General features: G+C 45.8%; 19 protein-coding genes. 9 read left to right on the forward strand and 10 right to left on the reverse strand.

Going from position 1 to position 20,311, the window contains the following annotated elements; all coding sequences use genetic code 11:
- Nucleotides 1–23 precede the first annotated feature (23 nt).
- From ACRD6K_RS18510 to ACRD6K_RS18535, 6 genes are all read left to right on the forward strand, one after another.
- The gene (locus ACRD6K_RS18510) at nucleotides 24–1,046 is read left to right on the forward strand and encodes a rod shape-determining protein (protein WP_299583834.1); all 1,023 of its coding nucleotides are present in this window, start codon (nucleotides 24–26) and stop codon (nucleotides 1,044–1,046) included.
- A gap of 34 nt (nucleotides 1,047–1,080) precedes the next feature.
- Entirely contained in the window at nucleotides 1,081–1,908 is an 828-nt protein-coding gene (gene mreC, locus ACRD6K_RS18515; protein WP_299583831.1) for a rod shape-determining protein MreC, read from the forward strand.
- Nucleotides 1,901–2,407, forward strand: coding sequence for a rod shape-determining protein MreD (mreD, locus tag ACRD6K_RS18520; protein ID WP_430974452.1), 507 nt, complete (start codon nucleotides 1,901–1,903; stop codon nucleotides 2,405–2,407). The genes mreC and mreD overlap by 8 nt, the downstream gene beginning before the upstream one ends.
- Before the next feature lie 4 nt (nucleotides 2,408–2,411).
- On the forward strand, nucleotides 2,412–4,235 hold the full coding sequence (mrdA, locus tag ACRD6K_RS18525) for a penicillin-binding protein 2 (RefSeq protein WP_430974453.1): 1,824 nt from the start codon (nucleotides 2,412–2,414) through the stop codon (nucleotides 4,233–4,235).
- A gap of 5 nt (nucleotides 4,236–4,240) precedes the next feature.
- Nucleotides 4,241–5,668: a rod shape-determining protein RodA gene (gene rodA / locus ACRD6K_RS18530; protein WP_430974454.1), complete on the forward strand. Its 1,428-nt coding sequence runs from the start codon at nucleotides 4,241–4,243 to the stop codon at nucleotides 5,666–5,668.
- Nucleotides 5,669–6,065: 397 nt separating this feature from the next.
- Complete coding sequence (locus ACRD6K_RS18535) at nucleotides 6,066–7,364, forward strand: KamA family radical SAM protein (RefSeq protein ID WP_430974455.1); 1,299 nt, start codon at nucleotides 6,066–6,068, stop codon at nucleotides 7,362–7,364.
- A gap of 36 nt (nucleotides 7,365–7,400) precedes the next feature.
- Here the strand turns inward: ACRD6K_RS18535 and ACRD6K_RS18540 are convergent, their stop codons facing one another.
- Entirely contained in the window at nucleotides 7,401–8,054 is a 654-nt protein-coding gene (locus tag ACRD6K_RS18540; protein ID WP_430974456.1) for an acyl carrier protein phosphodiesterase, read from the reverse strand.
- A gap of 91 nt (nucleotides 8,055–8,145) precedes the next feature.
- Between ACRD6K_RS18540 and ACRD6K_RS18545 the strand changes: the two genes are divergently transcribed.
- Complete coding sequence (locus tag ACRD6K_RS18545; RefSeq protein WP_430974457.1) at nucleotides 8,146–9,066, forward strand: carbohydrate kinase family protein; 921 nt, start codon at nucleotides 8,146–8,148, stop codon at nucleotides 9,064–9,066.
- A 42-nt stretch (nucleotides 9,067–9,108) separates the two neighbouring features.
- Here ACRD6K_RS18545 and ACRD6K_RS18550 read toward each other — a convergent pair whose 3' ends face one another.
- The 9 genes from ACRD6K_RS18550 to ACRD6K_RS18590 form a co-directional block, all read right to left on the reverse strand.
- Complete coding sequence (locus ACRD6K_RS18550; protein ID WP_430974458.1) at nucleotides 9,109–10,407, reverse strand: serine hydrolase domain-containing protein; 1,299 nt, start codon at nucleotides 10,405–10,407, stop codon at nucleotides 9,109–9,111.
- 394 nt (nucleotides 10,408–10,801) lie between these two features.
- Nucleotides 10,802–10,948, reverse strand: a complete 147-nt coding sequence (locus ACRD6K_RS18555) for a hypothetical protein (RefSeq protein ID WP_430974459.1) — start codon at nucleotides 10,946–10,948, stop codon at nucleotides 10,802–10,804.
- A 475-nt stretch (nucleotides 10,949–11,423) separates the two neighbouring features.
- Nucleotides 11,424–12,065, reverse strand: coding sequence for a hypothetical protein (locus tag ACRD6K_RS18560; RefSeq protein ID WP_430974460.1), 642 nt, complete (start codon nucleotides 12,063–12,065; stop codon nucleotides 11,424–11,426).
- Nucleotides 12,066–12,453: 388 nt separating this feature from the next.
- Nucleotides 12,454–12,669 carry a heavy-metal-associated domain-containing protein gene (locus ACRD6K_RS18565; protein WP_430974461.1) on the reverse strand — a complete coding sequence of 72 codons (216 nt, stop codon included), beginning with the start codon at nucleotides 12,667–12,669 and terminating at the stop codon, nucleotides 12,454–12,456.
- A gap of 186 nt (nucleotides 12,670–12,855) precedes the next feature.
- Nucleotides 12,856–15,084 carry a heavy metal translocating P-type ATPase gene (locus ACRD6K_RS18570; RefSeq protein ID WP_430974462.1) on the reverse strand — a complete coding sequence of 743 codons (2,229 nt, stop codon included), beginning with the start codon at nucleotides 15,082–15,084 and terminating at the stop codon, nucleotides 12,856–12,858.
- Between the two features lie 108 nt (nucleotides 15,085–15,192).
- Nucleotides 15,193–15,762 (reverse strand): AraC family transcriptional regulator, encoded by a 570-nt coding sequence (locus ACRD6K_RS18575; protein WP_430974463.1) that lies wholly within the window; start codon nucleotides 15,760–15,762, stop codon nucleotides 15,193–15,195.
- Nucleotides 15,763–15,810: 48 nt separating this feature from the next.
- Nucleotides 15,811–16,695: a polysaccharide deacetylase family protein gene (locus tag ACRD6K_RS18580; protein ID WP_430974464.1), complete on the reverse strand. Its 885-nt coding sequence runs from the start codon at nucleotides 16,693–16,695 to the stop codon at nucleotides 15,811–15,813.
- 103 nt (nucleotides 16,696–16,798) lie between these two features.
- Nucleotides 16,799–17,272, reverse strand: coding sequence for a hypothetical protein (locus tag ACRD6K_RS18585; protein WP_430974465.1), 474 nt, complete (start codon nucleotides 17,270–17,272; stop codon nucleotides 16,799–16,801).
- Between the two features lie 90 nt (nucleotides 17,273–17,362).
- Nucleotides 17,363–18,265, reverse strand: a complete 903-nt coding sequence (locus ACRD6K_RS18590) for a DMT family transporter (protein ID WP_430974466.1) — start codon at nucleotides 18,263–18,265, stop codon at nucleotides 17,363–17,365.
- Between the two features lie 206 nt (nucleotides 18,266–18,471).
- On the opposite strand from ACRD6K_RS18590, the gene ACRD6K_RS18595 reads away from it, so the two are divergent.
- Both ACRD6K_RS18595 and ACRD6K_RS18600 read left to right on the forward strand, forming a co-directional pair.
- On the forward strand, nucleotides 18,472–18,951 hold the full coding sequence (locus ACRD6K_RS18595; protein ID WP_430974467.1) for a T9SS type A sorting domain-containing protein: 480 nt from the start codon (nucleotides 18,472–18,474) through the stop codon (nucleotides 18,949–18,951).
- A 40-nt stretch (nucleotides 18,952–18,991) separates the two neighbouring features.
- Nucleotides 18,992–20,311, forward strand: a 1,320-nt coding sequence (locus tag ACRD6K_RS18600; protein WP_430974468.1) for a hypothetical protein, incomplete at its 3' end; no start/stop codon positions are given.

The raw sequence follows: 20,311 nt of genomic DNA on the forward strand, positions 1-20,311 counted from the left end.
GATACTGTAAAGAGAATTATACTATGGGATTGTTTTCATTTTTAACCCAGGAAATAGCGATTGACCTTGGGACGGCAAATACCATTATCATTCAGAATGATAAAATTGTGGTGGACGAACCGTCGATAGTAACGATCGACCTAAAAACAGAAAAACTCGTTGCCATTGGTGAAAAAGCACGCCAGATGCAAGGAAAGACACACGCCAACCTGAAAACAATCAGGCCTTTGCGCGATGGAGTGATTGCCGACTTTAACGCCGCTGAGCAAATGATCAGGGGAATGATTAAGATGATCAATCCCAAGTCTAAATTCTTTTCTCCAGCTTTAAAAATGGTGGTATGTATTCCTTCGGGCTCTACCGAAGTGGAAATCCGTGCTGTTCGCGACTCATCGGAACATGCCGGCGGCCGTGAGGTGTACATGATTTATGAGCCGATGGCTGCCGCTATTGGAATTGGACTGGACGTAGAAGCCCCGGAAGGAAGCATGATTGTGGACATCGGTGGTGGAACGACCGAAATTGCCGTGATTTCACTCGGCGGAATCGTTACCAACAAATCCATTCGAATTGCCGGTGATGACCTCACGGCAGACATTATGGAATATATGCGTCACCAGCACAATATTAAAATCGGAGAACGGACGGCTGAGGAAATTAAAATTCATGTGGGATCAGCGCTGTCTCAGCTGGAGGAACCACCAAATGATTTCATCATTCAAGGGCCCAACCAGATGACGGCATTACCCATTGAAGTTCCGGTATCGTACCAGGAAATTTCCCACTGTCTGGAAAAATCCATTTCAAAAATTGAAACCGCTATTTTAAGTGCCCTCGAACAAACACCGCCAGAATTGTATTCCGACATTGTTACCAAGGGAATTTATTTAGCTGGTGGTGGTGCTTTACTGCGCGGCCTGGACAAGCGGTTAACCGAAAAACTAAATATTCCGTTCCACGTTGCCGAAGACCCTTTACGTGCAGTAGCACGAGGTACCGGCATCGCATTAAAAAATGTTGATAAATTCTCCTTCCTGATCAGATAATCCTGAATGGGAAAGAGCAAAATATGTTTACTTCATGAGAAGTTTGCTCCAGTTTCTTGCGCGACATTATTTCGTATTCCTGTTTTTGGCTCTCGAAGTCGTGTCGCTCATATTGATTGTTAACTACAATAACTTTCAGCGAGTCAAATTTCTCAACTCCAGCAATTGGGTTTCAGCCTCCCTGTTTGAAGCATCCAGCAATTTGACCAATTATTTTCAACTTCGGAAAATAAATGACGAGCTGGCAGCTGAGAATGCGGAGCTGCAAACCAAATTGCAAAAGTTGGAGGTTGTTGAAATCTTCAGCCGGCGCGATACCACGCTCAATCGAGATACAACCTATCGGTTTATTCCCGCCCGCATTATCAATAACTCGGTCAATAAGCAGTACAACTACGTAACCATGAACAAAGGCCGGCTCGACGGCATTGAGCAGGACATGGGGATTGTTGGGCCGCATGGGGTGGTTGGCGTAGTGACCAATGTTACGGACCACTACAGTTCCGGCCCTTCCATTTTGAACAAACGGTGGCGGGTATCGGCCAAAATCAAAAAAAACAACTACTTTGGGTCATTGTCCTGGTCCGGAGACAATCATGAATACGCCCAGCTCAACGAAATTCCTTTTCACGTTGAATTAGCCGCTGGCGACACAATTATCACCAGTGGGTATTCATCCATTTTCCCCGAAGGAATTATGCTTGGGGTGATTGATGATTTTAACCATGACAGCGGAGCGAATTTTTACAAAATCAAGATTCGCCTGTCTACCAATTTCAAAACAATTACCCACGTTCAGTTGGTGAAAAATAACTTTCTGGAAGAACAAATAAACCTGGAGGACCAAAATACCAATGATTAGAGATCTGCTGAAATATGTCATCATGTTTGTAATATTGGTGTTGCTGCAAGCCCTGCTTCTCAACAACATTCAATTCAGTGGCTACGTGAATCCTTATTTGTATGTTCTTTTCATCTTGTTACTGCCTTTTGAAACCCCGCGTTACCTGTTACTTTTCCTGGGATTTTTTTTAGGTTTGTCCATTGATATTTTTAGCAACACTCCGGGTATGCACGCTTCGGCCACTACGTTTATGGCCTTTCTGCGTCCCTCGACCATTGACCTGATCTCCTCACGCGATAATATTGACGCCAATTCAAGCCCCCGTTTAACACTGATGGGCTTTGGCTGGTTTATGCGCTACACGCTATTGCTTGTGGTAGCTCATCATCTCTTTTTGTTTTTTGTTGAAGCATTTTCCTTAAATGCTTTTATCCATACGTTAACGCGAAGTTTGTTAAGTGCTATCTTTACAATACTATTGATCATCATCAGCCAGTTTCTGATTTTTAAGGAATAAACTTGTGGACAATTTTTCAAAACGAAAATACCTACTGGCGGCAATCTTCATTCTGGTCGCATTAATCTATACAGTCCGGCTGTTTCGCCTGCAGGTACTCGACAATAATTACAAGCAGTACGCAACCCGGAATGTGCTGCGCCGGGTAATTACCTACCCTGCACGTGGATTAATCTACGACCGCAACGGCGAATTGCTTGTTTACAACAAAGCATCGTATGACCTGCTGGTAACACCGCGCGAATTATCCGCTTTTGACACCACCAGCTTTTGCCGGATTTTAGACATCGACAAGGCCGAACTGGTTGAAAACCTTCAAAAGGCCAAGAAATATTCGTCGTACAAACCATCGGTCATCATCAAACAACTTTCGCCTGAAAATTATGCCGTATTGCAAGAAAAGATTTTTCGCTTTCCCGGCTTTTTTGTTCAGGCACGTACGCTGCGCGAATACCCCCAACGAACAGCTGCTCATGTGCTTGGTTATGTTGGCGAGGTAGACCGTGCAAAGATTGAACAAGATCCCTACTATACTCAAGGCGACTACATTGGAGTTACAGGGCTGGAAAAGTCGTACGAAAAAGAACTCCGCGGACAAAAAGGTGTGAACTTTCAGCTGGTGGATGTTCACAACCGCATCAAAGGGAGTTACCGCGAGGGACGAAGCGACACCGTGGCCATACTCGGTAAAAACCTGACCTCAACCCTGGATGCCGAATTGCAGGCCTACACCGAATATCTGATGCAAAATAAAAAAGGCAGTGTAGTCGCTATTGAACCAGCTACCGGTGAAGTGCTAACCTTTTTAAGTGCGCCTACTTACGATCCGTCGCTGCTGGTAGGGCGCTCGCGCGGAGCAAATTACCAAAAGCTTCAGGAAGATACACTTAAACCTATTTTTAACCGGGCCATTCGGGCAGCCTATCCTCCGGGCTCCACCTTCAAGCTTATCAATGCCTTGATTGGTCTTGAAGAGGAAACCATCACGCCGTTTACCACCTTTAGCTGTAGCGGAAGAGGATCGCGCCCCATACGATGTACACACGACCACTATTCGCCCATTGGCCTGCGCGATGCCATACGTGAGTCGTGCAACCCCTATTTTTGGCATGCTTTCAACTCGATTATACGAAAATACCCCAAGGCTGATCAAGGCTATAACGTCTGGAGGGACCACTTATTGACCTTCGGACTAGGGCAACGCCTGGGAACCGAACTAAGCAACGAGCTGTCGGGCAACATCCCCAAAGATTCTTATTACAATTACTATTTCGGGCAAAACCGATGGAATGCCTTAACCATCCGCTCCATGGCCATTGGACAGGGCGAGCTATTAATCACCCCATTTCAGCTGGCCAACCTGGCGGCTACCATTGCCAACCGGGGGTATTTCATTACGCCTCACCTGGTCAAATCGGTCTGGAGTACCAAGGATGATCCGCAAGACATCGAGTTTGAACGGCACGAAACCAGCATTTCTCCTGAGCATTTTGACGTGGTAATTGACGGCATGCAGGCCGTAGTGGAAGAAAGTGGCGTACGCTACTACTCGAAACTGGATAGCATTACAATTTGTGGAAAAACCGGAACGGTACAAAACCCACATGGTTCCGATCACTCGGTATTCATTGCTTTTGCACCCAAGGAGAATCCCAAAATTGCCATTTCGGTATATGTTGAAAACGGGGTATGGGGCTCCCGCTATGCTGCTCCAATTGCCAGTTTAATTATTGAAAAGTACTTGAACGATAGTATTGCTCCGCGTCGTATTCCTACTGAAGAACGCATGCGCGATGCCAATTTGTTAAATCCCATTCAACCAAAATAAATAGCGTGGAAAGAAGAAACAACATATGGGCCAATCTGGACTGGTTTAGCATTCTACTCTACCTCATCCTTATTTTTATGGGATGGATTAATATCTATGCGGCGGTTTACAACGAAGAACATAGCAGCATTTTGGACATGACCCAACGCTATGGGAAACAGCTGATCTGGATTGGTGCGGCCTTGATAATCGGACTCACGATCATTATTATTGATAGTAAGTTCTATGTTTTTTCCGCCTATGGATTTTATGCTATCACCATCCTTTTACTCATTGCCGTGCTTCTGGTGGGCACCAAGGTAAAAGGGGCAACCTCCTGGTTTCAGCTGGGTGGAATAGCCATTCAGCCAGCCGAGTTTGTCAAATTCACCACTGCCCTGGCCTTGGCTAAGTACTTGAGCTCCTATAATTTCAAGATGCACCGATTTCAATCCCTGTTGGTTATCGGCATCATTTTGCTGCTTCCGGTTTTGCTTATCTTTCTGCAGAACGACACCGGCTCAGCTCTTGTAATCAGTGTATTTATATTGGTTTTATTCCGCGAAGGCTTATCGGGCTTTGTCTTGTTTCTGGCCTTTGTTTCAGCCCTTATTTTTATTCTCACGCTGGTTTTGTCGCCTTTGCACACCATCTTTACCTTGAGTATTGGCGCCCTGCTTTTTCATTACTTCATGCGTCAGAAACTCTCTGAATCGCTCAAGGCTTTCGCCATTTACGCCAGTTTATCTGCTGTTTTTCTTCTTGGTGGACATATTTTCAAGCTCGAACAGCCCCAGGTAAAACTCTTACTGCTTTCTACGTTCATCTCATCCCTTATTTTTGCAGGCTATGCGCTTCGCAAGCGCCTTTACAACCTGCTCATTGTTTTGGCTCTATACTTTGGACTGGTGCTGATGACTTTCTCCGTAGATTATGTATTCAACAATGTACTGCAACCGCACCAACAAGGGCGAATTAACGAATTACTGGGGATCAGCTCCGATCCTACCGGTGTAGGCTGGAATGTGAACCAGTCGAAAATTGCCATTGGCTCAGGCGGTTTCTCCGGCAAAGGATTTCTGAAGGGCACGCAAACCAAGTTTGACTTTGTGCCTGAGCAAAGTACCGACTTTATTTTTTGCACCGTGGGTGAAGAATGGGGTTTTATTGGAACATCCACTGTCATCATGCTGTTCCTGTTCTTGTTGCTTCGCTTAATCTACCTGGCCGAACGCCAGCGATCGACCTTTAGCCGGGTGTATGGTTACAGTGTGGCCTGTATCCTCTTTTTTCACTTGGTCATCAATGTAGGAATGACGATTGGACTCGCCCCGGTAATTGGGATTCCACTACCCTTTTTTAGCTACGGTGGATCATCGCTCTGGTCGTTTACCATATTGCTTTTTATTTTCCTGCGTTTGGACGCCAGTCGTGCCGAGAAGCTGAGTCACTAAAGAATAGTACCCGCTATCAGGAAATGTCCGGTAGTTTTGAAATTTTCGCCAAGCCAGTCGTGAGCAATACACTTTAGTGCTTAACCCACCGCATTGCTCACAAACTGTAAGCAGAGGTTCTTTGTCCAAAAGAATCCGTAAGCCCGCTTTCCCCCAAAGGTCAAGTCGATTTTCAAAAGACCTGACTATTACAGCTATAACTTGCAAGAACCGGGGTCGCAGCCCACAATTCGCTTTCGAAATTCCCGCTTTTTTATTATCTTCGCAAAGCTACAAAAAAGGGACTTAAAAGTATGTAATATATCATGTTTTAGGTGGCTGCAACGGCAACCCCAGTTTTCACATGATATTGGTTATTACTCCTGGTGGTATTAACTTCTTTAAAAACTAAAAAAGTATGAATTATCGTTCTTATACACTCAGTAACTTCAGACAGATTCCTCAAATTGCACAGTTAAGCGAAGAGGAACAATTTACCATTGAAGTTATTGGGACTGTCTTGCCTTTCAAAGTGAGTAACTACATCGTTGATGAACTGATCGACTGGAACAACTTTGCAAAGGATCCGTTTTTTATCCTCAACTTTCCGCAAAAAGGAATGCTCTCCGAGGAACATTTTCAAAAAATTGCCAAGCTGCTGAAAAGCACTACCGACAAGGCAACCATTAAAAAAGCAGTTGACGAAATTAGGCTTCAACTCAATCCAAATCCGGCCGGACAGGAATCCAACGTTCCCGAGTTAAATGGCGTAAGGCTCAATGGCATTCAGCACAAGTATCGCGAAACCATGCTGTTTTTCCCCAGCCAGGGACAAACCTGCCATGCCTACTGTACGTTTTGTTTCCGCTGGCCTCAGTTTGCGTTAAACAGCTTCAAGTTTGCCATGAAAGAAGCCGACTTGATGATTGAGTACTTAAAAGTGCATCCGGAAATTACCGATGTTCTTTTTACCGGCGGGGATCCGGCAGTTATGAAAACCAAGTTTTTTGAACATTACTTCAACGCCATTCTGGATGCCGACCTGGATCACATTCGCACCATTCGTATTGGTACCAAGGCATTAAGCTATTGGCCTTACCGCTTTACTACCGATGACGATGCTGAAGATTTGATGAAGCTTTTCCGCAAAGTGGCTGATCGGGGAATTTCGATTTCTTTAATGGCTCATTTCAACCACCCACGGGCTATGGAAACTGAGGCTGTCAAGCAAGCTATTAAAAACCTGCAAGCAGCTGGTGTACAAATTCGCTCGCAATCACCTCTGCTAAAAAACATTAACAACGATCCGGACTTGTGGTCAAAAATGTGGCGCGAACAAGTGAACCTCGGAATCATTCCTTACTATATGTTTATGGCCCGCAACACCGGAGCTCAGGACTATTTTGCAGTAACGCTTGAAGAGGCCTGGAAAACCTATCAAAAAGCCATTCAGAAAGTAAGTGGCGTGTGTCGTACGGTTCGTGGACCATCCATGTCTTGTGCTCCTGGCAAAGTACAGGTTTTAGGCATTCAGAAAATCCATGGGGAGAAAGTCTTTATGCTGAACTTCCTGCAAGGACGAAACCCGGATTGGGTTGGCCGGCCTTTCTTTGCCAAGTACAACCCGAAAGCAATCTGGATTGACGATCTAGAGCCTGCATTTGGCGAGGAAGAATTCTTCTTTGAGAATGCCAACCTCAAACTACACGTGGTATAAGCAATAGCAATACGATAACAAGAAAAGCTTCTGATTTTATTCAGAAGCTTTTTTTGTGGCATCGACTCTTCTTGGTTTCTGAATATACACCTCAAAGTTGGCCTCGACAAAATCAACCAACTCAGCGAAAAATACCTCGAATTCCTTCCGAATCGACTCATAGTCTCGCTGTAAAACCTCCAAGGCGAAGTCGGCTTCCTCAGGCAAACTCGTGCGCCTTCCCATAATTGCCAACGACTCGTGAATACCTTTAAGGGTAGCATAGGATTCCAGACGTTTATGCTGAATAATAAAAGGAAGAAATAACTTTACCCGCGTTGGAAGCAAGGAGAAATTGGCCAGTAGTACGGCATGCACTTTCTTGGCAAAAGGCCTCAACGGAGAAGCCGAATAATCAGTCCAGCGGGCAGCCAGAAAGTGATCAAAAATAACATCGGTCACAATACCGGCATAACGCCCATAGTTTTCCCGGAAACGGTTCCCACACTCCTTCACCAGGGCATGCCTGTCGGTGAACCAGTCAATTTGCCGATGCAACAAAATCCCGGTTTGCACTTGCAAGGGATAGCGTTGAAACTGCTTCCCTTTCACGTAGTCGCCAATGAAGTTACCCACCAAAACATGCTCGTCTTCACCGGAAAGGTATAAGTGCGCCAAGTAATTCATGCCCGAAATTACCCAATTTTTCACACAGAATCCTGTTGTACATCAAGTTTTATCTCCGAGTATTTTCGATAATTCTTTTTACTTTTGATACTCTAAGCCCAAAAAGCCAGATACCATGAGACAACTAGTCACTGCCATAGGCGAACTGCTGTGGGATCTTCTCCCCGAAGGTAAAGTGCTGGGAGGAGCCCCAACGAATTTTATTTTTCGCATCAATTCCTTCGGAGATATGGGGCAACTGATCACCCGCATTGGTGAGGATGACTTGGGGGAAGAAGCCCTCAACTGCATTCGCGAATTGGGCTTGTCGGAGCAAAACATTCAGGTCGATCCCCACTACCCTACTGGAACCGTTCAGGTAGATCTGAATGCGCAAGGCATACCCGATTATACCATTCATACGGAGGTTGCCTACGACCATATCGACCCCACTTTTTCGGCTTTGGCTATAGCGCGGCATTCCGACTGTATTTGTTTCGGAACCTTGGTTCAGCGTACGCCCAAGTCACGCGAAACACTCCGACAGGTATTGCAAGCAGGCACGGGCGCCCTGCGTTTCTATGACATCAATCTGCGCAAAGATTGCTATACGCCTGAAATCATCAAAGAAAGTCTAAACCTGACACACATTCTGAAAATAAACGACGAGGAATTAGTGACGCTCAAAGAACTGCTCCAGCTGAAACCGGACTCGCTTAAAGAGCTGGCTGGCGAGCTGATTCAGGATTACCAGCTGCAAACAGTACTGGCAACTTTAGGCGAAAATGGCGCTTTCGTATTGAGCAACACCGGTGAATTTCATTACGATCCGGGCTACCGTATTCAGCTGTCCGACACCGTTGGCTCGGGCGATGCCTGTTCTGCCGGCTTTATCCATCGGCTCATCAATGGTCATTCGCTGAAAGAGGCACTGCAGTTTGGAAATGCAACCGGTGCACTGGTTGCATCCACCCAAGGCGGTACCCAGTTTATTTCCAAAGAAGCCATTGAAGCTTTCCGTCTTGAAAAACACGAGCGACTAAGTACAAAAGTTTAACGGCTAAGTCTTATTAAATAAAGGCATTTCTTAATTCCTCGCCTACTGTCTCTCCATCAGGTAGTTGGCAACCCGATGATAGGCTGGCAATGAATAAGGGTCATTCGCGGCATTTCCGGCAACGGGGTGCGAGGCAAAACGAACAATAACCATTTCCGCTTTGGGATCCACATAAACCGTTTGACCATGAACACCCCGGGCGGCAAATGCCCCGTGTTCGTTATGCGTTACCCACCACATATTGCGGTAGCTCCAATTCTTTAGTTTCGTATGCGATGATTTCCGAAAGGCCTCCTGACTACCTCCGTTTCGAATGTCTTCAATTAACTGCGCAGGCAGAATTTGTTGTTTGTTGAAAAAACCATCCTTTCTGATCATTTCTCCAAACATGGCCAGGTCACGCAAATTGCAGTTAAATCCGCCACCGGCAAAGGCAATGCCGGCCCCATCAACCTGGTAATAGCCATCAAAGTGAGTCCCCAGTGGTTTCCAGATTCGTTCCGAGAGTAAATCCGGTATGCTTTTCCCTGTCACCCGAGAAATAATCCAGCCCATAGCATCCGTGTTCACCGTCTTATACCCGAACACTTCGCCATGCGTCCCGTTTTTCTTCACCGTTTGCAAAAACTCGAAATAATTCATCGGGCCATGGTAGTCTTTTGGTTTTGGAAATGGGTTTCCAGCTGCGGTAAACGTCCATACCTCGGCCTTAGGATCTGAATAATCTTCGCTGTACTGCAAGGCGGTTGTCATATCCAATATCTGACGGATGGTTGCATCACCAAATGCCGAGGACTCCAGTTCCGGAACATAGTCGGATGCCCGTTTATTCTCATCCAATACCCCTTCGGCCACCAACAAAGCACCCAAAGTACCGGTAAAGGTTTTACTTACCGACATGGCTGCATGCAACCCGTCAGGCTTCAGGGCTCCAAAATACTTTTCATAAACAATCCGCCCCCGATGCAAGACAATTATTCCATCGGTGTAGTTTTTAGCCAACGATTCCTTAAAGGTCATTTCATCTTCACCGTCCCAAGGTGTGAACGCCAAATCATCAATCGCAGTATCAATGTCAACAGGAAAAAAATAAGGATTATTTCCGGCTGAACGAACTGGCACCGTTGGCATAAACTGACGCATATGACAAACACTGTAACGTAAGGCCGGAAACCTAAAAAAGCTACCATCAACTGCAGAAACAATACGATCGGTCTGGGGAGGGAAACCTTGCATCCACCCCATCTTTTGCGGATCAGATTCTTCTGCTGTTAGAAATTCCTGACTAGAGGCGAAATGACTGGTGAGGACAGCTAAAATCAAAACGACAATTTTTTTCATATTGAATGGTATTGGTTGAAGAAATCGGAACAAACACCGAATTATTGACCTGTTAAAACAAAACATAGCCACAAGAACGCCACTCCCATAACATTCTAACTTACACATCCATAAGAACAATAAGAAAAACGATTGTGTTCATGGAAGAACTACAACACCCGTTTTAAGCAGATAGTAATTCGTTTATCAGATCACATCTTCACAAATAACAATTGCCTTCAATCTAACAGCAGTTAAGTTTCATGATTACATGGTTGCTTCGCCTCAACGAGCTTACAACTTACACGAAAGGCTAACACCATCTCCTTTACAGGAGACGGCATCAACCCTTCGCTCTTTTCAGCACTCATCACTGATCATTACTTTACCAATGACTTTTTAATTGTTCAGAATTCTACTTACAACCATTTTTGTCACAAGTTATTTTCTGACTGGAGTTAACCCAATGATCGGCATTTTCTTTAGTGTCGAATCCGCAGGCTGTTTTTCCTCCTTTTTGTCCCTTATGGACTTCACCTGTTGGTAAATGTTTTACTGGCATAGCTTTTAAGTTTTAGTTATTCAAATTAATAGAAGCGGCTCTTCACAGCCGGTATCGTTCAATTTTCGTGTCATTCGGCTCGCAGTTATCCGATTGTTGTCCCACCAAACGCTGGAGTTCTTCGCACGCCTTCCGGAGTCTATTCCATGAAGGAGATCGTTCATTCCACGAGTGCCGGAGTGATTTCCACGGCCAGCTTAGTTAACGCCACAGTTGCCTGTGTTGTGCGCATGAATAGCCAAGTGGTTTTCCTGGACTGACAAGTACTTCGCACAAGTGGGGAAGTAGTTTCCATGAGCGACGGAGTATTTCCCACAATAACCCAGGTAGTTTCCACGACTTCCTGAGTGATTTCCCTGGCTGGTGAAGTAATTCCTGTCAAAGGGCGTCTTTTTTTCGCCGGACAGTCCCTAATTTCCCATTAGCCTGTGGGAAAGCCCTTCAACCCTTAGCTTAATTCTCCTTATGGAGGTCATTAATCTACAATCACGCGGGCCCGATTGTACTCATCGCAGAAGGTTGGGTCGGTCATCTCGAAACGCAGCATTAACTTGTCAATCTTATTTTTCAAAAGTGCGTTGGTTTCATCCACCAAGTCCTGCAGTTCACTTTTGGCGGCAAAGGCCCGGTTGCGGATGGTACGTGGCATACCAATCAGGGCTTTAAAACTGTCGAGGCTGGTTTCGGTTTCCAGCAACATCTCTTCGGTCAGCATAAAATCAGCCAATTCAGTCAAAAGCTCCCGCGCCTTATCAATTATTGGTGCTACTTTACTTTCAACATCAGCTTCGCGGCACTTTAGCAAGTCTGACTTAAACAGCTCCATGCTATGGGCTAAGGCAGGGTCATTATTAAACGCCGCATAAGCTTGCAGAATTCCGGAAATCATCATGACCTTGTCAGTCAACCCCAAACGAACATTCTCTTTTTGGGAGGTTACTCCACTACTTTTCGGATCCGTTTTCTCATTGGTTTCCTCCATGCGCTGGATCAATTCGTCCAGTTCGTTTTTAGAGGAAAGCATAATCGGAATCATGTTCCATTTCGCGGTATTTTGATCGAGGGTGTTTTGCGTATTCAGAAACATACGCATGTGTTTGTTTTGTTCTTGGTTCATTGCGTCTTTCTTTTAGTTGGTTTATCAACAGGTTCTCATTCCCTCCATTCAAGTAGCAAGTTAATGTATTTTACTCGTTCTGTAGATATGTTTATCAACACATATTGAGCTGCTAAAACATTATAAAACTGACTATTAAAACACACAAGTAATGATAATGTGTGCCACTTATGCCCTATCGTCAGGGCAATAAACATAAAAGCATTTGATTCAGGGGGACTTTTGGGGCCCCAAAGAAGGCGGAAGGACAGGTTTGCAAACATGGCGCTAAAAAGACGATACTTAAGCAAGTTGTAAAAAAAATCAGGCAGCGATTTTCGAACCGCTGCCTGATACTTTTACTTTTGCCGAAACCGAACTCCATCCGGTCAACACTATCCAGCCCGCTTTACAGTCTGATTTCCTGGGCATCGAAACCTGCCTTGAGAACTAATCGGCGCACATCGTTGCCCGATAGCTTGTTGGTTTCAACCGTTAGTACACGGTCGGCTGCTTCCAGGTCAACCTTCCAGTTTTCAATGGCTTTTTCCTCGTTTAGTAAAGGAGTCACCTTCGCCAGGCATCCTCCACACTTGATGTTTGTTTTAAACGTTAATGTCTTCATTGTATTTAGAATTAATGCCGGTAGGCAAGCGCCATGTGCTCGTCTAAAAATTTGCCTCCCGGCTGTTATTAAAATGAATTTGTGTCGAACAGTGGTTCGGGGTAAATTACTTAGCTATTCAACACTTGATTCGAATGATTGATTATCATTTGTTTGATCTTTTCTACACTTTCGGTGTATTTCACCCTAAGCATCCAGCTTACTCATTTTTAGCCGCAGGCTGTTGCTTACCACCGATACCGAGCTAAACGCCATGGCAGCCCCGGCAATCATGGGATCGAGCAAGAAGCCGTTGAACGGGTAAAGCACGCCGGCAGCAATTGGAATTCCAATCAGGTTATAGATAAACGCCCAGAACAGGTTTTGCCGGATTCCGCGAACCGTTTTCCCCGAAAGGGCAAAAGCTTTCGGCAAAGCTTCCAGGTCAGAGGTGATCAGGGTCATCTTGGCTACGTCCATGGCGATATCGGTCCCATGGCCCATGGCAATGCTCACATCGGCCTGCGCCAAAGCATGCGAATCATTGATTCCGTCTCCCACCATAGCCACTACCTTGCCCTGCTCCTGCAGCTGGCTCACGAACTTGGCCTTATCATCGGGCAGCAACTCACTTTCGTAGTGCTCAATCCCCACCTGACCAGCAATGGCTTTCGCCGTCTCGCGGTTATCACCCGTCAACATATACACGTCGATGTGTTGCTTGCGCAAGCGGGCAATCGCTGCCTGCGATGAGGCTTTCACCCGATCGGCCAGAGCAATTACGGCCAGCACCTGCTGACTGTTGGCGAAATACACGACCGTATTGGCCGCTTGTTGCCACTGCCCAGCCTGCTGCTCAAGCGCCGCATCCAACGCAATTCCTTTCTCCTGAATCAAGGTCAGGTTACCAACATAGTAAGCCTGATCCTGCTGGTCTGTGGCTTCTACCCCACGCCCGGTCAAGCTCGAAAATGTCTTTAACTCCACCGGCGACAGGTCTTCTTCTTCCAACTTCCGCACAACAGCATCAGCCAAAGGATGCTCCGAAGCTTTCTCCAAGGCCAGCAAAATCGCTTGTGTTTTTTCCACCTCAGCCGATTTAGCCCACTTCAGGCCAACAACATCGGGTTTTCCTTCGGTTATCGTTCCGGTTTTATCCAGCACCACGGCATTCACCCGATGCCCCAGCTCCAGGCTTTCAGCATCTTTAATCAGAATATTGTTCTCAGCTCCCAGGCCAATCCCCACCATCACTGCTGTTGGCGTGGCCAGTCCCAAGGCACACGGACAGGCAATTACCAGCACTGCTACTGAGGTTAGTAAGGCATGCGTGAAAGCATCGTCTCCCCCAACACTCATCCACACCACAAAAGTCAGCGCCGAGATCAGCATCACTACGGGTACAAAAACAGCGGCAATTTTATCAACCAGCTTTTGTACCGGCGCCTTGCTTCCTTGCGCCTGCTGCACCATTTGGATGATATGGGCCAGCATGGTCTCACTGCCTACCTTCTCTGCCCGAAACCGGAAATTCCCCTTTTGGTTAACCGTCCCGGCAAAGACAGCATCACCCGCCTGCTTTTCAACCGGCACCGGCTCTCCGCTCAGCATGCTTTCATCCACAAACGAATGACCAGACTCCACCGAACCATCAACAGGAATTTTCTCACCAGGACGAACCACGATCAATGCTCCTTGCTGAACCGCCTCAACCGGAATTTCCTGCTCCTTGCCATCAATTATAGCAATCAAGGTTTTAGGCTGCAAACCCATCAGCTTCCGCAGGGCCGAAGAAGTGTTGGTTTTTGCTCGCTCCTCCAACAGTTTTCCTAAGGATATAAAGGTGATGATCACCGTTGCCGCCTCGTAATATACGTGCGGTGTGATTCCACGACTCAACCAGAACTCAGGGAATAGGGTGTTGAAAAGGCTGAATAGGAAAGCAATTCCAGTACTCAGCGCCACCAAGGTATCCATATTGGCCTTGCGATGTTTTGCTTGTTTCCACGCTTGAATATAGAAGTGGCGACCAAAGTAGAACAAGATCGGAATAGCCAAAGCCAGCGAAATCCATTTCCCCGGCCCCCAGTCCATGAAAAACATGCCCAGAATAAAAACCGGCAAAGTGAGGATAGCCGACCACCACGTACGTCGCTTAACCTCCTGATAAAAACGGGCCTGCTCCTGCTGCTGCGCCTCAAAAGGGTCCTCCACATCTGCAATCAGGTCGTAACCTACCGCCTGCAATGCCTGCTTCAAGTCGGCGGGTTCAACCTGTGGTTCGTACTCCACCCAAACTGATCCGGATGCAAAGTTCACTTGGGCGCTTTGTACCCCTTCTGTATGATTTAAAATGGACTCGACACTGGAAGCACATGCCGCGCAGGTCATTCCGGTAACTGGAAATGATTGTTGTCTATTTTCTAACTTTCCCATAGCATTTTCTCTTTAGATGAAGGATTAACTCCTTTCAACATTACAAAGATCGCTCAGGAAAGCCGGTCAGGTGTTACACTATTTTGTGGCTTGTTTATAAGATTTTGGTCAGAGCTTATCCAAGGAATTCAACCGAGGCTCCCGATCCTTCCTAAATTGCGAGGGAGTCATGCCGGTCTCTTTCTTAAACTGAGTAGATAGATAGGCTACAGAACTGTAGCCCATTTGCCAGGCAATTTCCGACAAGGTCATCTCATTGTAAAAGAGCAGTTCCTTCACCCGCTCAATCTTCTGGCGGGTGATGAATTTCTCGATGGTCATTCCCTCCACCGATGAAAACAAGCGACTTAGGTAGCCATAATCGTGGTGCAGCTTGTTGGCAATCAAATCCGAAAAGTTCATGGTCATCGGCTCCTTCGAGTAATGAATCTGCTCGATGATCAGCGTTTTGATTTTTGAAATGGTGGTTGATCGTGCCGACTCCAGCAACTCAAAGCCCAAACTTTGCAGGCGTTGCTCCAAGTGCTTTCGCTGTTCCTTGCTTAGTGCTTTGCCCAAGACCACCTCGCCCAACTGCACCCGCTCGTAAGCAATTTGCAAATCGGTCAAGACTTCCTCAACGGCCATCACACAACGTGGGCACACCATGTTTTTTATATGTAAGGTCATTTCCTCCATCAGTCGTTCTTTTCAACAGCTGTTACCCCAGCTTGTTTATAAAAGTCGTTAGGCATCTTTCCAGGCAGCATAAACTTCTTCCCAGGTAATCATCCGAATGCCGTTTTGCTCAATCTTTTGCTGACACGCCTCACTGCTAAAATAGTCCAGATCAATTTGTCGCCATTCAGCCCCAAAGTTGGGATGATTCCAGCTGACACCCTGCATCTCGTGCGTATCCATTGCCGGGTGGATCAAAATCAGGTTTAGCCCAGGAATCAGTTGATCCAGACTGTCGGCATAAAACTTGCGCAATTCGCCTTTTTCAAAATCGGGATATTCTCCCAGAAAAATACGATCGACCAATAAATCATCATCCTCCAACAGGCTATCCGATCCGGGATGAACCATATCCGCCAAGTCCTTGCTTTGCAGAATGGGCAAATCATACAACTGCCCCAACTCCCGATACATCTGCAACAGGTCAGGTCGTGATCCAACACTATACATGTGCGAATCGAGATGGGTAGGCTGAATCCCAAACTTCATGGCCCGGTCGATTTGGGCAACCAGCTCTTTGCGGACATCCTCAGCTGTGGCATGCTGCGCCACTCCCGCCCGGTTCCGATAGAAAAAGCCATTCTCATCCACCAGGCTTGGCACCTCCTCAATAGAAAGCACCGGGCCAAACTTGTACTTTTCCCATTCGCACGTTAAGGTGAGGTGAATACCACAATCAATTTGCGGATTGTCCTTGGCAAAACCGGCTATTTCGTAAAACCAGGGACAGGGAACCATCACACTGTAGGAATTGGCGCTCCCTTCCTGCAATACTTGCATGGTTGCGCTGTTCTCGGCATGGGCCAGCCCACCATCATCAGCATGGATAATCAGCAAGCGGGTAGCTTCTGACAGGCCCAAGCTCTGTAGGATTTTTATTGTCGATTGATTCATTGGTCGTTCGTTTTAGTTCATCAAGCGTCTAAACCAAGCCAAAGGGTTGGTTCATCATTAAACAAAGCTAACAGAAAACAAGTTTCCGGATAACTTCCTAACGCTAATTTTTCACCCGTATGTAGCGTTCAATATTCATTCGGTCAATGCCTTGCTCTTCAATTTTCTCCACACCTTGCTGGATGAGTGTATCGCCATCGACCTGAACTTCGAACTCAAAGCTATTTCCTTCCCACTCTCGGGCGCTGCAGTAATCCAGATTCTCGGTGTAAACTCCATCCTTCAAGGTATAGGTTCCACCGCCAGCACCAAATACTGCTGCCGAGTCTTTTCCTTGGGTTAAGTCGTGTTGCAAAAAGGAGAAGTGTGTTCCATTGATAATCTTGATAAACTCAACTCCCTTGGTGTAGTCTGTTGTAACAGTATCGCCTTTTTCAATCAAAGTTCCGGAAAGCAATTTCCAGGTGCCTTCAATGAGGTGCTTGCTTGGTTTTTCAGGTTGTTGAGCTTTTTGTGTCGCCGTGTTGCAACTGAATAAAACAGTCAGTAAAATCAATAATCCAATGTTTCGTTTCATTTGTTTGAGTTTAGTTTATTTGTTTGTATTTCATCAATTAAGCTGTTCATTATAAAACACGAAAGAGCTACTCTTTCGACAGCTCTAAAGCTATTTTTTACGTTTCAGGAATCCGGCCCGGCTTAAGGATATAATCATAACGCCCAGCACCGTGATACCCCCGCCAATCAGTTGATGCACCAAAGGCAAGGTGTGAAAATAGAGGTAGCTTCCGAGCAACACAAAAATCCCTTTCAAACTTTGTACAATGGAAGACTTGGACACCTCGATGTGCCGAAACGAGTAGTAAATAAAAAGTACGGCTACGAAAGGCCCCAGCGTAGCCCCGATGGCAATGTTGGTTAAGGCGCTTATTGGAATAAGCAGCGACTGCCCGTAAATAAGAAACATCAATAAAGAAAAAATCAACAAGGACACCGCCCGATTGGTATTCAGCAATTCCGGACTCATGGTTTTCACGTTCATTTTAACAACGATGGAGGCAGTAGCTGCAAAAAACGCATTGATTAACACCACTCCTGTACCGGGAATAAACAGACTGGCTAAGGTGGTGCCTCCCTGATAGCTAATAATAAACGCACCAACAAGTGCCATCACCGCACCAAATGATTCCATCCAGGTAAAGCGTTCGTGCAAAAACACAATGCCCATGAGCGTCAGAATGACGGGGAAGAGGTTTCCGATAAAGGAAGTTACTGCAGGATCGGGAATAATTTGTACCGAAAGGAAAAAGCTGGTGGTGGTTAAAATTTCCAGGACGCCCAACAAAGCTAAAATACGCCACTGGCGCCTCGACAACTTGGGGATCGCCCGATGCCCTCCGGATTTAACCAGCCATCCAATATTTAGCAGAGAGGCAATGAAAAACCAGTACACCCCAAATTGCGCCAGATGCACCTCATTCAATGCAGCCTTGCTGAATATGTAAATATTGGAAAAGGCAATGGTGGCAATTGCCGCAAACAAATATCCTTTAAAACGCTCTGATTTCATGTGGTAAAGATATGAAAGAGCGGGCATTTAGCTTATCGGCTGATGAAAAAATCAATCTGTTATAAAAGGGGCGCCAACCGATAAAAACCCTAAAAAAGTTAGAATATGGTGAACAAAACACATACCTTTATTGTCACTGTTAATCAAAACCTTACATTCGGCTATAAGATACAACAATCAATAGCTTACTTATCTATAAAAAAACTATGATTAAATTATTCTTCCTGAGCCAGGCTTGCTTGTGGCTGAGCCTGGCATCACCAGGGTACGCACAAGAAGTTATTGCCAGCACAGGCAACCACTTTCAAAACAACCAAATGCAAATAAGCTGGACCCTGGGCGAATCCGTTATTAAAACCGTTTCAAACTCAAGCACCCAGCTAACCCAAGGATTTCAACAGTCTCAATTAATTGTTACCGACATCAGTGAAAACCCTCTGGTAAATGCGTCCATTTTAGTTTATCCCAACCCCACCATCAATCAGCTTCATCTGAAAACCGACAAGCTTGACAATCAAAAAATTCATTTCAGTCTATTTAGCATGGATGGTAGTTTATTGCTTCGAAAACCTATGGTTTCGAACCTAACAGAAATTCAAATGTCTGCTTATGCACCAGCTACCTACATACTAAGAGTTTCCATAGCCAACAACACTCTAAAAACATTTAAAATCATCAAAAAGTAACAAGTAATCCCTCCCCCTAATTTACTATAACCTTAGCTCTATGAAGAAATCTATACTTCTTGTATTTACAGCACTTTTTGTCAGTTTAAATCTTAATGCACAAGTACCTAATACCTTTAATTACCAAGCCGTATTGCGCGATGCCAGCGGCGGCATCCTTCCCAATCAGCATGTTGAGATTGGTCTTTCCATCTTGCAAGGAAGCTCCTCTGGAACAGTAATTTTTGCTGAAACCCATACCACCACCACCAATAACTTTGGTTTGGCTAACCTTCAAATCGGGTCCGTGAATGCGGCCGACTTTGCCTCCATTGATTGGTCTAATGGTCCTTTCTTTATTGAAGTCTCTGTTGATGGCTCTGCACTGGGAACCAGCCAGCTGCAAAGTGTTCCTTTTGCATTGCATGCCGGTTCTGTTGAAAACGACCAAGTCGATGATGCCGATGCCGATCCGACCAACGAGCTGCAGCAGTTAACGTTGGAAAACAACCAGCTTTCCATTTCCGGAGGTAATTCTGTAGACCTATCCGCTTTACAAGGTGAAACAGGATCCGACAATCAACAACTGTCTTTGGGCAGTAACAACCAACTCAGCATTAGCAACGGAAACAGTGTTACATTGCCTTATCTTATAGCAAGCGATGTGAAAGACTCCATTCTGGCCAATCAAAGCAACATTACCATTACCGAAGCACAAATCAGCAACCTGAACCATTTTACCAATGCCGATGAAACCGACCCGGTTTATGTAGCGAGTCAAGCGGCTAACATTACCGCTGGAAACATCAGCAACCTAAGCAACCTATCGGGTATAAATACAGGAGACCAGGACTTGTCTACCCTGCTGGCGAAAGCCGATGTGAAAGACTCCATTCTGGCCAATCAAAGTAACATTACCATTACCGAAGCACAAATCAGCGACCTGAACCATTTTACAAATGCCGATGAAACCGACCCGGTTTATGCTGCGAGCCAGGCGGCTAATATTACCGCTGGAAACATCAGCAACCTAAGCAACCTATCGGGTATAAATACAGGAGACCAGGACTTGTCTGCCCTGCTGGCGAAAGCCGATGTGAAAGACTCCATTCTGGCCAATCAAGGCAACATTACCATTACCGAAGCACAAATCAGCGACCTGAACCATTTTACCAATGCCGATGAAACCGACCCGGTTTATGCAGCGAGCCAGGCGGCTAACATTACCGCTGGAGACATCAGCAAGCTAAGCAACCTGTCGGGTATAAATACAGGAGACCAGGATTTGTCTGCCCTGCTGGCAAAAGCCGATGTGAAAGACTCCATTCTGGCCAATCAAGGCAACATTACCATTACCGAAGCACAAATCAGCGACCTGAAC

This window comes from Sunxiuqinia rutila, from assembly GCF_050589705.1.
Classification (GTDB): Bacteria; Bacteroidota; Bacteroidia; order Bacteroidales; family Prolixibacteraceae; genus Sunxiuqinia; species Sunxiuqinia rutila.